Source organism: Actinophytocola sp. (assembly GCF_045807065.1).
In the GTDB taxonomy this organism is placed as follows: Bacteria; Actinomycetota; Actinomycetes; order Mycobacteriales; family Pseudonocardiaceae; genus Actinophytocola.
The window spans coordinates 19,664-34,187 of record NZ_JBJMIE010000784.1 but is presented as its reverse complement, the minus strand read 5'-3'; the positions used below and the strand labels follow the sequence as shown (position 1 = coordinate 34,187).

The window sequence follows — 14,524 nt, the reverse complement described above, 5'->3', positions numbered from 1 at the left end:
TGGTTGGTGTTCGCGGCGTGCTGCTCCATCGCGTACGCACCCGGCACCCACCACCACCGGATCTGACCACCGACCACCCGCAGCAGACCACGCGCGGCATGGTAGGTCAGCTTGGCCAGGTACCAGGGCGAACGGACCGCGTGGAACCCGGCAACGTGCACCGCCCGGCCACCCGCGCGGCGCATCGTGACCTTCAGGTTCTGCGGGAGTAGCTGCGGCGGGATGATCGGACGCCGCGTGCCCTCAGCCACCGTCACGGGCACCGGCGCGGTGGTGTCCACCGGCACCGGCGCGGCGGCCGGGCTACCTTCGTCCAACTCGACCTCGTACGCGGTGTCCGCCCGTTCGCGAACGGCCGTCTCACCGTTCACGGGGGTGTTCACCGTGCCGTTCGTGTCAGCGTTCACGGCCTCGTTCACAGCGGCGTTCGTGGCGGCGTTCGGGACGCCGTTCAGGGGCACGGCCGTACCGTTGGTTGTCGTGGTCATCAGGCAGCCCTCCCCGGCAGTTCAACGGTCTGGGTCTGGTCGGTAGCGGGGGTGATGGTCACGGTCTGCGCGGCGGCGAGTTCAGCCTTCAGCGCGTCGGACACGACCTGAGACGTACCGCGCGAGATGCCCGGCACCGCCTCACGCACCCACGCCGGGGTCACCACCACGTCCGGCCCGTACGCCGACCGGGCGAGCTTCAGGTACTCGTCCCGCGACGTCCGACCGGCACGGCGCGGCTTGCTCGTCCTGCGGGCAGGCTTGCGTGCACTGGAGGCCCCGCGGTTGGTGACGTTCACTTCCTCCGCTGGCGCTGCATCGCCGCTGACCGTCGGCCGGCTGGGTTGCGTCATGGTGTCCGGCGCGCTGGTGCGGGCGGCCTTCAGCACGGCTTCAGTAAGCCGGTCGCGCAGGATCGGACCACTCTCAGCAGCGAGGTAGACCATGACCGGCGGCACTGAGTGCAGGACAATCCCGGACACGTGCAGGTGACTCCAGGACTGCCAGGTGTTCATCACGTAGGTGGCGAGGAACGCGAACAGCTTCGTGCGCGCCACCCACGGCCCCAGCGTCTCAGTACGCATCTGCACCTGGTAGCGGGCGGTGATCTGCTCCGCACGGAGAACGGCGACCAGCACCAGGGACACCATCGGGTCCAGCAGCCACGCGGCGAACCAGGGCAGCGACCACACCAGCGCACCGGCGGCGGCGAAGGTCTGGACGTTGACCATGGTGAACGCCAGGCCCAGTAGCAGGCCGGTCCACATCAGACGGTCCACCTGCGTGCGCACCTTCTCCACCCGCAGCGCGATCACGTCCGGGTGCGTCGACAGCTTCCGAATCCGCGACGCTTCCGCCGCGTCCTGGGTCAGCTTGTCCGCCTGGGTCAACGGCTGGTGCTGGGCGTCCTGCGGGCCGTTCGGCCCTGGGCGCGGACTGGCGTTGTTGCCTACCATCGGGGCCTCTCCACTTCCTTGCAGGTGGTTGGGAGCCCCGGCTTGGCGCGCGTTCTTGGCGGAGTGAGCGCCAGGCCGGGTGAACTCGGATCGGATGTCCGTCTCGGGATTGGGTGGCTGCGAGTGCTGGTGCTGGGTCATCACGCCACCTCCACCACGCCACCGACGGCGGCGAACAGTTCTGCTGCCGCCTTAACCAGGCGGTCACTGGCCTCGACTGCACCCCGGCGCCGGGCCTCCAGGACGTCCGCGTCAGTCGACTGACGCATGGCGTACGCGGCCTTGGCCGCTTGCCGTGCCGGTTTGGCCAGGCCGGGGGTGACGATGCAGAGCCGGGTCAGAGGGTTGGTCACCGCTGAGCGGGTGACGTGGCTGGCCTGTAGCGCCTCCTCCACCGCGTCGGCATCGGCGCCGGACAGCCGCCGGTCCTCCAGCACGAACATTGCGGTCCGGTGATTGGCCAGCGCCTCGACCAGCGCAGTCACCGCGTCCAACGCGGCGGTCCGCCGGGCTTCCCACCGGATCTCCCGACGCTCGATCCGCGCCACTCGGGCTTGAACACCGCCGGTCAGCAAACAGCCGGCCAGGGTGCCCAACACGGCGATCACGTTCGACCACATCACGCCACCTCACCCGACGGGGTGGCGCTTGCCTGGACCTGCGGCGATCGAGCGGGGAGCGCGCGAACGACAGCCCCCATCTCCCGCCTGACCGTCCGACGTTCCCGACGCTGAGCCGCGCTCCCGTCCAGCAGGGCTGTCGTCGCGAGTGACGGCAACGACCAGAACACCGCAGCTTCACCCAGCAGCCGGTCGATGTCCGTGATGGTCAAGCCGTCCGGGTAGACCCTGCTGTCGACCTCGTCCGCTTCCATCAGTTCCTCCATGGTCTGTATTGACTAGACAATATATAGAATGTGGACTGACGCTGCATGTGTCAAGCCCTTCGTATAGATTGACTAGACAATGCGCTCTGGCCAGGGGAGACTTGACGACATGGCACCGCGTGCAACTGAGTCGTCCAAGCCCGTGTACCAGCAGGTGGCGGACTGGCTTCGACAGATGATCAACTCTGGCGAGCTTCCGTCCGGCGCCCAACTCCCAACCGAGAAGGAGCTGTCAGAGCGGTTCGACGCAGCACGCGCCACCGTTCGGCAGGGCCTGACCGTCCTGGTGAACGAAGGACTGATCCGACCGTCACGACCACGCGGGTACTTCGTGCGCGGGCATGAGCTGATGTACTACCGCCCACAGGCGGAGTGGCGTCCGCATCCGGCAAGCCCAGAGATGGACCGCTGGATGGAGGAGCAAACGACCCTGGGACGTGAGCCTTCCCAGAAGATCACCGTGGAGATCATCAAAGCACCCGCGCGGGTGGCGACACGGCTTGAGCTTGGCGAGGATGATCTGGTGGTGGCGCGGCGGCGTGTGCGGTACCTGGACGGCGAGCCGTTCAACCTGAACGATTCGTTCTATCCGCTCGAACTTGTTCAAGGCTCCGAGATCGTTAACCCTGCCGACGTGGCGCGCGGTACAAATCAGGCATTGGCCGATCTCGGTTACGAACAGGTGCGCGCTATCGATGAAATCGAGTCTCGCATGTCCCTTCCCGACGAAGCATCGAGACTGGACCTACCGGCAACAGCGCCAGTCCTAGTTCACCACGTAACTGGATACACCACCGACGATCGACCAGTCCGACACACGGTGAACGTTCTGATCGGATCGAAACACGTGATGCTTTTCGAACGCCAGAAGAACCTAGGGAAGTGAGGCATGGCCAAGCCATACGTCATGCGCAGGGCTGAGCGGAGCGACCTCGACACAGTCATGGCGCTGCTTGACGCCCGTATCCAGTGGTTGCGCGTTAGGGGGAGCGACCAGTGGAGCACCGGCAGCACGTTCAGAACTCGCCTCACCAACAACATCGAACGTGGTGAGACGTGGCTACTGGAAGACGGCGGCGAAGCTATCGCGACCATCACGCTGGGCATGGATGGTGATCCCGATTTCTGGACTCCCGAGGAGCTGCGAGAACGCGCGATCTACATCAACAAAATGGCGTCCAAGCTCGACCGTCACGGCGAGGGCCTTGGCGCGCTCATGATCCGATGGGTTCAGGATCACGCCGCAAGACTCGGCTTGGATACCGTCCGCTGGGACGCTTGGCGCACCAATCCTGAATTGCAGGACTACTACCGATCTATCGGTGCGCGACACGTCCGTACGGTTGACGTGGCGGATAGATGGTCAGGCGCGCTGTTCGAGGTTCCTGCGGAGGTTGACTCCACTCTTCCCAAGCGTCTGACCACGGCGGCTTGAGGTAGGTGACAGGGACGGCACCCACCCGGGGGAGGAAGGGTGGGTGCCGTCGCATGTCCCCCGGAGCGGGGCTCTAGGGGAGTCCCTGTATCCGCTGTAGACGATCATCAGGCATCGTCAGAAATCTCCGCGACCGTGTTCGCGTACCTCCAATGTGGTTCTGACGATGCAGAAGATCGAGGCACCCAGAAGCAGCGCAACGACAAGCCACGTATCCCACATCACCGGCTCCCCAGGGGACGTATGGCTAGGGGTTCTGGCAGGTCATCCGGGACTCGACAGCCATGGCGGGGGACTTCCACATGGCTGGGTGCACCTGAAGTGCCGGGTTCTGGGAGGGCGTAGACCGCACGAAACACCCACCGTGCGTCCTGATGGTGGTACTGCCAGCTCACGAACTCGGGTCGGAACATGCTCTTCTCGTCGAAGTAGAGCGAGCGATACCCGGACGCCGATTCGTCCTCCCGAAGGAGGACGACGTCGATCTCACGGCCAGGCCAACGCCTAACCATCGCCAGAAGCGCCGGATCGTCGTTACGGCCCCACCGATACAGCCAGAAGCCGCGGTGACGAAGCTCTGCGATCAGGTCGGCGAGTGTGGTTTCCAGGCCGTGGACGTACTTGCAGTCTGTACTCATGAGACGCCATCCGCCGAACTGTCCATGAACCCAGTGTCGGATGCTTTGACCAGCGAAAACACCGCCCCAAGGCAGCTGATCGAAATGACCTGAGATCCGAACCCTGCCTCTCAAGCAGGGAACGGCTACTGGTGGCCCGAGAGGTAGCCTCAACAGGTAGCTTGTCGAGGACGAGGAGGCGGGACGTGGCTGAACTGGAGCTTCTGCCATATGACGAGTACGTGGCGCAGCTGCCGCAGAAGCGCATGTCGGCCGGTGTCCTGCTCCGCGACGACGCCGACCGAGTGCTACTCGTAGAGCCCTCTTACAAGCCGAGCTGGGAGATCCCAGGCGGCGTTGTCGAGGACGGCGAGGCCCCATGGACAACAGCCGTCCGCGAACTTCAGGAGGAAATCGGGCTCGTCCGCCCATGCGGCCGGTTGCTGGTGATCGACTTCGTGCCGGCCGAGAACGACACGCTTCCTGAGCGGCTCGGGTTCGTGTTCGACGGTGGGGTCATCGACGCGACTGTGCTCAACAGCCTTGTTCTGGGTACCGAGATCGTGTCAGCGAAGTTGTGCTCAACCGATGAGTTTCGAACCGCAGTCAAGCCGCTGCTCGCCGATCGGATCGCCTCCGCCGTTGAGGCGTCCGCCGCCGGGGTGACCCTGATGTGTGAGCGAGGGAAGCCGGCCTGATGTCTGCGCCGTGGTCGCTGCCGGACAACCTCGCCCGCTTCCGCAAGGCGAGGAACCTGTCGCAGGAGCAGCTGGCCGCGTCTGCCGGGGTGGCCGTCGACACGATTGCGCGAATCGAGCGGTACGAGCGGAAGACGACCCGGCCATCCACCGTGAACAAGCTCGCAACGGCGCTTGGCGTTTCTCCTGGAGTGCTGCTCGGGATCATGCAGGCACATGGTGCTGATGCCGCGAACGTGGCCGCACTGCGTCAGGCGATCACCGCGAGCGAGGAGATCCCCGGGCTTGTCGACTTCGCCGAACCGGCTGAGCTGCTCCCACTGACGACGCTGACCCAGTCAGCTCACAGTGCGTGGCGTGCCTATGTGGACGGCCGCCACGCCGAACTCCTACACGCCCTGCCAACCCTGCTGATCGACGCCCGACGACTCGCCCACGACGCCGAGGACGACGACCTACAGGCAGCAGCGCACCGAGTCCTGTCGACGACCTATCGACTTGGTGCCGGGCTCGCTGGCCGATTCGGGCTCGATGACCTTGCCTGGACGTCCGCCGAACGCGCTCTGCGCGCCGCGCGTGTGTCCGACTCGCCGGATCTTGAGACGGCAATCTCGGTCCGCTACCTCGTGTGGACACTGGTCCGGCAGGGTCGAACCGAGGACGCCGAACGTGTGGCGGTTCGGGCAGCTGAGCAGATCGAACCGCGCATGCTCGACCGTGACCCGAGGCGTGCCGGCGTGTTCGGCAACCTGCTGTTCAACGCGGCGTCGGCGGCTAGCAGGTCAGGCCAGATTGAGCGGGCCAACGACCTGCTGGCCGTTGCGCAGTCTGCCGCTGTACGTGCGGGTACCGATCATGCTTCCGAAGCCGCCATCTTCGGCCCACGTGTAGCCGTACTCCAGGCTATTGACCTCGCCGTGTTGTCCGGAGACCCAGAAAAGGCGCTGCACCTGGCCGAACACGTGCCGGACGCCCAAGGCGAAGTGCCAGCGTTCTGGGAGGCAGGACACCGTCTCATGCTCGCCGCCGCAGCCGCCGCGCTCCGCGACAACCAGCGCGCGCTTGAGTACCTCTCCGAGGCTCGCGACCTAGCACCGGACTGGGTCCGGTACCAGCCGCTTGGCACCAGCACCATGCGCACACTCGTCGACCGGGCGACACGCCGGCGAGGTGAGAGCTTCGCTGCACTGGCTGCTCACTACGGCGTCGTCGGCTGACCTCAACGAGTGACACCGGTGGACCCGTCACGGGTGTCACAGCTGTCACCCTGTCACTCGACCATGCGTGACCAGCGAAAACAACGGTGACAGGGGAGTGACAACATGACTCCTTACGGTCTCCCCACACCAACTTTCTGTCACAGGGTCACAGAAGAACGGCTGTACCAGGAGGAGGGGGAGCGCTGAGGCACTCGGCTTGGCAGGCGTCTGGGAGGTGCCCTCCTACCTCGCCCTCCTCCTGGTACAGCCGTTCTTCTGAGTGACGAACTGCGGCCTAGCCGGGTCTCACTGCGGGTCTCAGTACAGGTCAGGTCAGGCCCGTTCAGGAGAGGTGGAAAACGTCCCTGAGCTGGGTGGCATCGGCCAGCAACCTCCGGTGAACGATCTTCCGGCGAACTGAAAAGCGGTAGGTCGGCGGTTCGATCCCGCCCCTGGCCACCGGACGGTAGGGTGCGGTGTGCGCACCGTATTCGGGACCATCCTTGTTGTTCTTGGGGTTCTGCTCGCCGCGCCCGCTGTTGCGGCCTGGGCGTTGGTTGGCGAGGTCACCGACCAGCAGACCTATCTGTCGGCTGTGACGCCGCTCGCGGATGATCCCGCTATCCAGCAGGAGGTCTCCGGGCAGGTCATGTCGGCGCTCGCGGACAAGGGGTTGCCGGAGTCGGCTCAGCCGCTGGTGCAGAAGAGCGTCGACTCGTTCGTCGCCAGTTCTGACTTCAAGGAGATGTGGGTCTCCGTCAACAAGGAGGCCCAGCCGCAGGTCGTCGCCATGTTGCGGGGGGAGCAGGGGGGCAGCCTCAGCGTGCGGGGGGACGCCATCGTCCTCGATCTCGGGGACGTCGCCGCGCGGCTGAAGCAGCGGATGATCGCCGAGGGTGTGCCACTCGCTGACCAGATTCCCGCCATCGACGCCTCCGTTCAGCTGCTGTCGCGGCCGGCTGTTCGGCAGATCGTGCCGACCTTCAAGCTGCTCGAGAAGTTGAGCTGGCTGCTGCCCGTGCTCGCCGTGCTCTTCCTCGTCGCCGGGGTCGTGCTGTCGGCACGGCGTGGGCGAACCCTCATCGTCGGGGGTATCGGGCTCGTCGTGATGATGTTGCTGCTCGTGCTCTTCGTGTTCCTCGCGCGCAGTGAGGTGTCCGCGCGCAGCGGCCAGCCCGAGTTGGCCGGAGCCTTCTACGACGCGCTCACCAACAAGGTCATGGTCATCGCCTGGATCGTGTGTGCCGTTGGCGGGGTCGCGGTGGTTGCCGGTGGGTTTCTGGCCGTCGCCCAGTCCCGGCGGATCGCCGCCGAGGCGAGGTCCCGGCGCTCGGCGGAGCGACCGCGACGGCCCAAGGCCTACGGGGGCTACGGCGAGCGGGGCGGCTATCGCGACCAAGGCGGTTACAGCGACCGGAGTGACAGCTGGTGACACGAATGGAGCATTCGATCACCTAGTGATCACAGATAATAATAAGACCTAGCTGGTAACAGCGGTTACCGCCTTGATGACCGCCTGTGACCTCGAATATCACGCAGTGGAACGACTCACTGTCCGTGTAACGGCCGCGCATGGCCAAGCGAATCAGTGAACGCGGCCACGAAGCGGAGGGGCAATCCGATTCGTTGCGTCGCAGCGAATTCGTCCATTTCTGGGCTTCGGGGACGCCCAACAACCCGCCATGCGCGCATGCGCGCATCAGCGTGGGGGGACCACGATGCGTGACCAACAGCTACGCGCTCCGCGGCGAAGATCGGTCATCCTGCGGGGCCTCAACCGACCTACGAACCCGCCCGTCAACGGCTGGGAACCCCGCTACCGCCGCTTCGTGATCACCAGCGACCTGCTGGTGACGACCCTCACGAGTATCGGTATGGGCGGACTCATCAGCGTTGGCGGCGCCGCCCTGTTCAAGGACCTGACCCTGGGGTTCCTGACCGTCATCACCGTCCTGTGCTCGCTCGCCATGAACCGGGCGTGGCACCCGACGGTCCTCGGCCAGGGCGCCGAGGAGTACGTCCGCCTCGGCCGCGGCATGTTCGCCGGGGCCGTCGCACTCGGGCTCGCCGGGCTCGCCACCGGCGTCGTCTCCACGCGACCCTGGGTGTTCATCGTCATACCCGCGACCGCGGTCATCGGGCTCGGCTTCCGCTACCTGCTCCGGCAGGTGCTGCACCGGGCACGGTACGAAGGCGAGTGCCTGCTGCCCGTCATGGCCGCCGGCAGCATCGACACCATCCGTGACCTCATCAAACGCACCAAGGACGCGCCACACGTGGGATGGCGTGTGGACGCCGTCTGCACGGTCGACGGTGAGGGCGAGATCGGCATGGAGGTCGAGGGCGTGTCCGTCATCGGCACCCTCGACCAGCTGGCCGACCACGTCCGGCGCGGCGGCTACCGCATCGTCGCGGTCACCGCCGACTCCTACTGGACTCCGCGCCGTCTCCAACGCCTCGCCTGGCAGCTCGAGGGCAGCGGCGCCGAGATGGTCGTCGCCCCGACGCTCATGGAGGTCGCGGGCCCGCGCCTGCACGTCAGCGGTGTGCTCGGGATGCCGCTGCTGCGGGTCAGCGCCCCCGTCTTCACCGGCATGCGCCGCGTGGTCAAGGGCGTCATGGACCGCGTCGGCTCGGCCGTGCTGATCACGCTGATCCTGCCGTTCCTGCTGCTCGCGGCCGTCGCCGTCGCCGTCGACAGCCGCGGCCCGGTGTTCTACACCCAGCGCCGGGTCGGCAAGGACGGCAGGGAGTTCACGATCCTGAAGTTCCGCACGATGGTGCGCGATGCCGACAAGATCAAGCACCGGCTCGCCGGCGTCAACGAGGGCGCCGGCGTGCTGTTCAAGATGCGCAGGGACCCGCGGGTCACCCGGGTCGGCTCGATCCTGCGGCGCTACTCGATCGACGAGCTGCCCCAGCTGTTCAACGTGTTCACCGGCTCGATGTCACTCGTCGGGCCGCGGCCGCCGCTGCCGGAGGAGAGCGCCAAGTACGAGCCGGACGTGCGCCGCCGGCTGCTCGTCAAGCCCGGCCTGACCGGGTTGTGGCAGGTCAGCGGACGTAGCGACCTGTCATGGGAAGAAGCGGTCCGCCTGGACCTGCGATACGTGGAGGACTGGTCACTCGCGATGGACGCGATGATCCTGTGGAAGACCTTCCGGGCCGTGCTCGGTGGTCAGGGAGCTTACTAGATGAACTGCCGACTCTGTGGCTCGACGAACCTCGCCAGCGTTGTCGATCTCGGCGCCACCCCACCCTGTGAGCTGTTCCTGTCGGCCGACCAGGTCGACGAGCCGGAGATGACCTACCCCCTGCACCTCCGCCTGTGCACGGACTGCCTCCTGGCGCAGCTGCCGCCGTTGATCACACCCGAGGAGACGTTCACCGAGTACGCGTACTTCTCGTCGTACTCCACCTCCTGGGTGCGGCACGCGAAGGACTTCGTCGACGCACAGGTCGCGCGGATCGACCCGAAGTTCGTGGTCGAGGTCGCGTCCAACGACGGCTACCTGCTGCAGCACGTCGTCGAGAAGGGCATCCGGTGCCTCGGCATCGAGCCGTCGGTGAACGTCGGCGCGGCCGCACGCGAGAAGGGCGTGCCGACCGTCACCGAGTTCCTGTCGCCCGAGACCGGCGCGGCCGTCCGCGCCGAGCACGGGCCGGCGGACCTGGTCGTCGCGAACAACGTCTACGCCCACATCCCGGACGTGGTCGGCTTCACCCAGGGCCTGCGGGCGCTGGTCGCCGACGACGGCTGGGTGTCGATCGAGGTGCAGCACCTGCTGACGCTCATCGAGCTGAACCAGTACGACACCATCTACCACGAGCACTTCCAGTACTACACCGTCGCGTCCGCCCAGAAGGCGCTGCTGAGCGGCGGGCTCGCCCTGGTCGACGTCGAGCTGGTCCCGACGCACGGCGGCTCGATCCGCCTGCTCGCCCAGCCGGTCGAGAACGCGGGCGAGCCGACGCAGCGGGTGGCCGACGTGCTCGCCCGCGAGAAGGCCGCCGGCCTGCACGAGCTGGCCGGCTACACCGAGTTCGCCCGCCGCGTGGCCGGGGTGCGGCGTGACCTGCTGAAGTTCCTCGTCGAGGCCGCGGCCCGCGGCCGGACGGTCGTCGGCTACGGCGCGCCGGGCAAGGGCAACACGCTGCTCAACCACTGCGGCATCCGGCCCGACCTGCTGGCGTACACGGTGGACCGCAACCCGTACAAGCACGGCCGCTTCACGCCGGGCACCCGCATCCCGATCCTGCCGCCCGAGCAGATCGAGGTCGACAAGCCCGACTACGTGCTGGTCCTGCCCTGGAACCTGCGCGCGGAGCTGACCGCGCAACTGTCCTATGTGGGCGAATGGGGCGGCAAGCTCGTGTTCCCCATCCCGCATCTCGAGATCGTCGAGGTCAAGCCGTGAGCGGAGCTCGCGAAGCGAACCACCAGCACTCAGGGGACGAGGAGGCGTCATGAAGGTTGTCCTGTTCTGCGGCGGCTACGGCATGCGCATGCGCAACGGCGCCGCCGACGACGTGCCCAAGCCGATGGCCATGGTCGGCCCGCGGCCGCTCATCTGGCACGTGATGCGGTACTACGCCCACTTCGGACACACGGACTTCATCCTGTGCCTGGGCTACGGCGCGCACCACATCAAGAAGTTCTTCCTGGAGTACGAGGAGACGGCGTCCAACGACTTCGTGCTCCGCAACGGCACGCCGCGGCTGCTGTCCACGGACATCGCCGACTGGACGATCACGTTCGTGAACACCGGCATCGAGTCGGCCATCGGCGAGCGGCTGCGCCGGGTCCGCCCGTACCTCGACGGCGACGACATCTTCCTCGCCAACTACGCGGACGTGCTGACCGACGCGCCGCTGCCGGAGATGATCGACCGCTTCAAGAACGCCCAGGCCGGCGCGTCGATGATGGTCGTGCCGCCGCAGTCGTCGTTCCACTGCGTGGAGATGGGCGAGGACAACAAGGTCGGCGCGATCACCGCGGTCAGCGAGATGCCGATGTGGGAGAACGGCGGCTACTTCGTGCTGCGGCAGGAGGTCTTCGACCACATCCCCGAGGGCGGCGACCTGGTCGGCGACGGGTGCGTGGAACTCGCCAAGCGCAACCGGCTGCTCGCCTACCCGTACCGCGGGTTCTGGCAGCCGACCGACACCGTCAAGGAACGCACCATGCTCGACGAGGGCTACACCCGTGGCCAGCGGCCGTGGGCCCTGTGGGAACAGGTGCCCGCGTGAGCGGAGCTTGCGGAGCGAACCCCGACGAACACGGTCACGGAGCCTGCGAGGGGACGGTGAGAGCGACGTGATTCGACTCTCCGGGCCCGTCGGGTCCGTGGTGGTTCTCGGGGCACACTGCGACGACATCGCGATCGGGGCCGGCGGCACGCTGCTGGCCCTGTGCCAGGCGAATCCGGGGGTGCGGGTCGACGCGCTCGTGCTCTCCGGCGGCGGCACCGACCGCGAGGGCGAGGAACGCGCGGCGCTGCGGGCGTTCTGCCCCGGCGCCGACCTCGACGTGACCGTCCACAAGCTACCGGACGGCCGGCTGCCCGCGCACTGGGACGAGGCGAAGAACGCCCTGGAGGAGCTGCGCGGGCGGACCAGCCCGGACGTGCTCCTGGCGCCCCGCACCGACGACGCGCACCAGGACCACCGCGGGTTGGCCCAGCTGGTGCCGACCGCGTTCCGCGACCACCTCGTGCTGGGTTACGAGATCGTCAAGTGGGACGGGGACCTCGGGCGGCCCAACGCCTACCAACCCCTGTCCGCCGAACTCGCCGAGAAAAAGGTCTCACTGCTGCAACAGCACTACGCCTCGCAGCGACACCGTCCTTGGTATGACAGGGAAGCCTTCCTCGGGTTGGCGCGGATTCGTGGCATCGAGTGCCAGGAGCGTTACGCGGAGGCGTTCTTCGTCACCAAGTTGACTCTCGGATTGGAGGGCCGATGAGGGTCCTGCTCACTGGCCACAAAGGATACCTGGGCACGGTCATGGCACCGGTGCTCGCCGAGGCGGGGCACGAGGTGGTGGGGCTCGACTCCGGCCTGTTCGGCGAATGCCTGCTCGGCCCGACACCCGACGACCCGCCCGGGTTCACCGTCGACCTGCGCGACGTGCACCTCGACCAGCTACAGGGCTTCGACGCGGTCATCCACCTGGCCGCCCTGTCGAACGACCCGCTCGGCGCGCTCGCCCCGGACCTGACCTACGACATCAACCACCGCGCGTCCACGCGGCTCGCCCGCCTGGCGCGCGACGCCGGTGTCGAGCGGTTCCTCTACGCCTCCACGTGTTCGGTGTACGGCGCGTCCGGTGGCGACGGCCTCGTCAACGAGGACGCCCCGCTGCGCCCGGTCACCCCGTACGCCGAGTCGAAGGTCCGCGTCGAGGGCGACCTGCACGAGCTGGCCGACGACCACTTCACGCCCGTCTACCTGCGCAACGCCACGGCGTTCGGCTACTCGCCGCGACTGCGTGCGGACATCGTGCTGAACAACCTGGTGGGCCACGCGTACCTGTCCGGCGAGGTGCTGGTGCTGTCCGACGGCACGCCGTGGCGCCCGCTCGTGCACGCCGCCGACATCGCGGCGGCGTTCGCCGCCGCGCTGGTCGCGCCGAAGGAAGCCGTGCACGACAGGGCGTTCAACATCGGCACCGAGCGGAACAACGTCACCGTCGCGGAGATCGCCGCCGAGGTCGTCGAGGCCGTGCCCGGCTCGACGCTGCGCATCACCGGCGAGGCCGGCGCCGACCCGCGCTCCTACCGGGTCGACTTCTCCCGCTTCCGGGCCGCGATCCCGGGCTTCGACTGCGCGTGGTCGATCAAGGACGGCGCGCTGGAGCTGGCCGAGGCCTACCAGAAGCACGGCCTGACCAGGCAGACGTTCGAGCGCCGGTTCACCAGGCTGGCGTGGCTCAAGGACCGGTCCGCCGAGGGCGTGGTCGACGAGACGCTGCGCCATGCCACTCGGTGAGGACATGCATGCTCTGGTGCGGCGGCTCTACCCGCTGTGCCGGAGCATCACCGGCGACGGCGTGCGCGAGACCCTGAAGATCGTCGGCGAGCACGTGGACCTGACCGTGCACGAGGTGCCGACGGGGACGCAGGTGCTCGACTGGACCGTGCCGCAGGAGTGGAACATCCGCGACGCCTACATCGCCCGCGACGGCGAGCGGGTCGTGGACTTCCAGGCCCTGAACCTGCACGTCGTCGGCTACAGCGTGCCGGTGGACGAGACGATGTCCCTGGCGGAGCTGCGCGGCCACCTGCACACGCTGCCGGACCAGCCCGACCTCGTCCCGTACCGGACCTCCTACTACGCGCCGACGTGGGGCTTCTGCCTCGCGCAGTCCACTTTGGACGAGATGTCCGACGGTGACTACGAGGTCCGGATCGACTCCACCCTGGCGGACGGGTCGCTGACCTACGCCGAGCACGTGGTGCGGGGGCAGGTCGAGGACGAGGTGATCGTCTCCTGCCACGTCTGCCACCCGTCGCTGGCCAACGACAACATGGCCGGGGTGGCGGTCGCGGTCGAGCTGGCCCGATGGTTGGCGCAGTCGCCGCGGAACCCGTACTACACCTACCGGTTCATCTTCGCGCCCGGCACGATCGGCGCGATCACCTGGCTCGCCCGCAACCGGGAGCGCGTCGACCGCGTCAAGCACGGGATCGTCCTGGCCTGCGCCGGCGACCGCGGCTCGTTGACCTACAAGCAGAGCCGTCGCGGCGACGCCGAGATCGACCGCGTCCTCGCCCACGTGCTCGGTGACCGTCCACACGAGATCCGCGAGTTCTCCCCGTACGGCTACGACGAGCGCCAGTACTGCTCGCCCGGCTTCGACCTCGGCGTCGGCTCGCTGACGAGGACTCCGTACGCCGGCTACCCGGAGTACCACACCTCCGGCGACAACCCGGACTTCGTCACGCCGGAGTCCCTTCTGGACACACTCGAGGCGTGCCAGGAGGCGGTCGCGATCCTCGACCGCAACCGGACGTACGTCAACCTCAGCCCCTACGGCGAGCCGCAGCTGGGCAGACGCGGTCTGTACTCCTCGCTCGGCGGCCGCAGTGACGCGCACGACGCGCAGCTCGCCATGCTGTGGGTGCTGAACCTGTCCGACGGTACCCACGACCTGCTCGCCATCGCGGACCGCGCGCGGCTGCCGTTCCCCGCGGTGGCCGCGGCGGCGGACGCCCTGCACGCCGCCGGACTGCTGAAGGACTGA

14 protein-coding genes and 1 pseudogene are annotated in these 14,524 nt (G+C 67.4%); 11 read left to right on the top strand and 4 right to left on the bottom strand.

The genetic code is table 11. The annotated features are described in order from the left end of the window. The 4 genes and pseudogenes from ACJ73U_RS45650 to ACJ73U_RS45635 all read right to left on the bottom strand — a co-directional run. Window positions 1-488: pseudogene (locus ACJ73U_RS45650) on the bottom strand (hypothetical protein); the annotation flags it as partial. Next, the gene (locus tag ACJ73U_RS45645; RefSeq protein ID WP_407784054.1) at window positions 488-1,444 is read right to left on the bottom strand and encodes a hypothetical protein; all 957 of its coding nucleotides are present in this window, start codon (window positions 1,442-1,444) and stop codon (window positions 488-490) included. The pseudogene ACJ73U_RS45650 and the gene ACJ73U_RS45645, both read right to left, overlap by 1 nt. 140 nt (window positions 1,445-1,584) lie before the next feature. Continuing rightward, entirely contained in the window at window positions 1,585-2,064 is a 480-nt protein-coding gene (locus ACJ73U_RS45640) for a protein kilB (RefSeq protein WP_407784053.1), read from the bottom strand. After that, window positions 2,064-2,318 carry a hypothetical protein gene (locus ACJ73U_RS45635; protein ID WP_407784052.1) on the bottom strand — a complete coding sequence of 85 codons (255 nt, stop codon included), beginning with the start codon at window positions 2,316-2,318 and terminating at the stop codon, window positions 2,064-2,066. The genes ACJ73U_RS45640 and ACJ73U_RS45635 overlap by 1 nt, the downstream gene beginning before the upstream one ends. A 121-nt stretch (window positions 2,319-2,439) precedes the next feature. Here ACJ73U_RS45635 and ACJ73U_RS45630 point away from each other — a divergent pair, with 121 nt between their 5' ends. The 11 genes from ACJ73U_RS45630 (at window position 2,440) to ACJ73U_RS45580 (ending at window position 14,524) form a co-directional block, all read left to right on the top strand. Beyond that, window positions 2,440-3,216 (top strand): GntR family transcriptional regulator, encoded by a 777-nt coding sequence (locus ACJ73U_RS45630; RefSeq protein WP_407784051.1) that lies wholly within the window; start codon window positions 2,440-2,442, stop codon window positions 3,214-3,216. Window positions 3,217-3,219: 3 nt separating this feature from the next. Continuing rightward, window positions 3,220-3,765: an N-acetyltransferase family protein gene (locus tag ACJ73U_RS45625; RefSeq protein ID WP_407784050.1), complete on the top strand. Its 546-nt coding sequence runs from the start codon at window positions 3,220-3,222 to the stop codon at window positions 3,763-3,765. Window positions 3,766-4,588: 823 nt separating this feature from the next. Continuing rightward, a complete protein-coding gene (locus tag ACJ73U_RS45620) occupies window positions 4,589-5,080 on the top strand; it encodes an NUDIX domain-containing protein (RefSeq protein ID WP_407784049.1) in 492 nt (163 codons plus the stop codon). Continuing rightward, window positions 5,080-6,297, top strand: coding sequence for a helix-turn-helix domain-containing protein (locus tag ACJ73U_RS45615; RefSeq protein WP_407784048.1), 1,218 nt, complete (start codon window positions 5,080-5,082; stop codon window positions 6,295-6,297). Before ACJ73U_RS45620 ends, ACJ73U_RS45615 begins: the two co-directional genes overlap by 1 nt. A 460-nt stretch (window positions 6,298-6,757) precedes the next feature. Continuing rightward, window positions 6,758-7,711 carry a hypothetical protein gene (locus tag ACJ73U_RS45610; protein ID WP_407784047.1) on the top strand — a complete coding sequence of 318 codons (954 nt, stop codon included), beginning with the start codon at window positions 6,758-6,760 and terminating at the stop codon, window positions 7,709-7,711. 286 nt (window positions 7,712-7,997) lie between these two features. Beyond that, entirely contained in the window at window positions 7,998-9,473 is a 1,476-nt protein-coding gene (locus tag ACJ73U_RS45605) for a sugar transferase (RefSeq protein ID WP_407784046.1), read from the top strand. Beyond that, a complete protein-coding gene (locus ACJ73U_RS45600; protein WP_407784045.1) occupies window positions 9,474-10,697 on the top strand; it encodes a class I SAM-dependent methyltransferase in 1,224 nt (407 codons plus the stop codon). A 49-nt stretch (window positions 10,698-10,746) separates the two neighbouring features. Continuing rightward, the gene (locus ACJ73U_RS45595) at window positions 10,747-11,529 is read left to right on the top strand and encodes a glucose-1-phosphate cytidylyltransferase (RefSeq protein WP_407784044.1); all 783 of its coding nucleotides are present in this window, start codon (window positions 10,747-10,749) and stop codon (window positions 11,527-11,529) included. A gap of 67 nt (window positions 11,530-11,596) precedes the next feature. Continuing rightward, a complete protein-coding gene (locus ACJ73U_RS45590; RefSeq protein ID WP_407784043.1) occupies window positions 11,597-12,244 on the top strand; it encodes a PIG-L deacetylase family protein in 648 nt (215 codons plus the stop codon). Further along, entirely contained in the window at window positions 12,241-13,269 is a 1,029-nt protein-coding gene (locus tag ACJ73U_RS45585) for an NAD-dependent epimerase/dehydratase family protein (RefSeq protein WP_407784042.1), read from the top strand. Before ACJ73U_RS45590 ends, ACJ73U_RS45585 begins: the two co-directional genes overlap by 4 nt. Further along, window positions 13,256-14,524 carry a DUF4910 domain-containing protein gene (locus ACJ73U_RS45580; protein WP_407784041.1) on the top strand — a complete coding sequence of 423 codons (1,269 nt, stop codon included), beginning with the start codon at window positions 13,256-13,258 and terminating at the stop codon, window positions 14,522-14,524. The genes ACJ73U_RS45585 and ACJ73U_RS45580 overlap by 14 nt, the downstream gene beginning before the upstream one ends.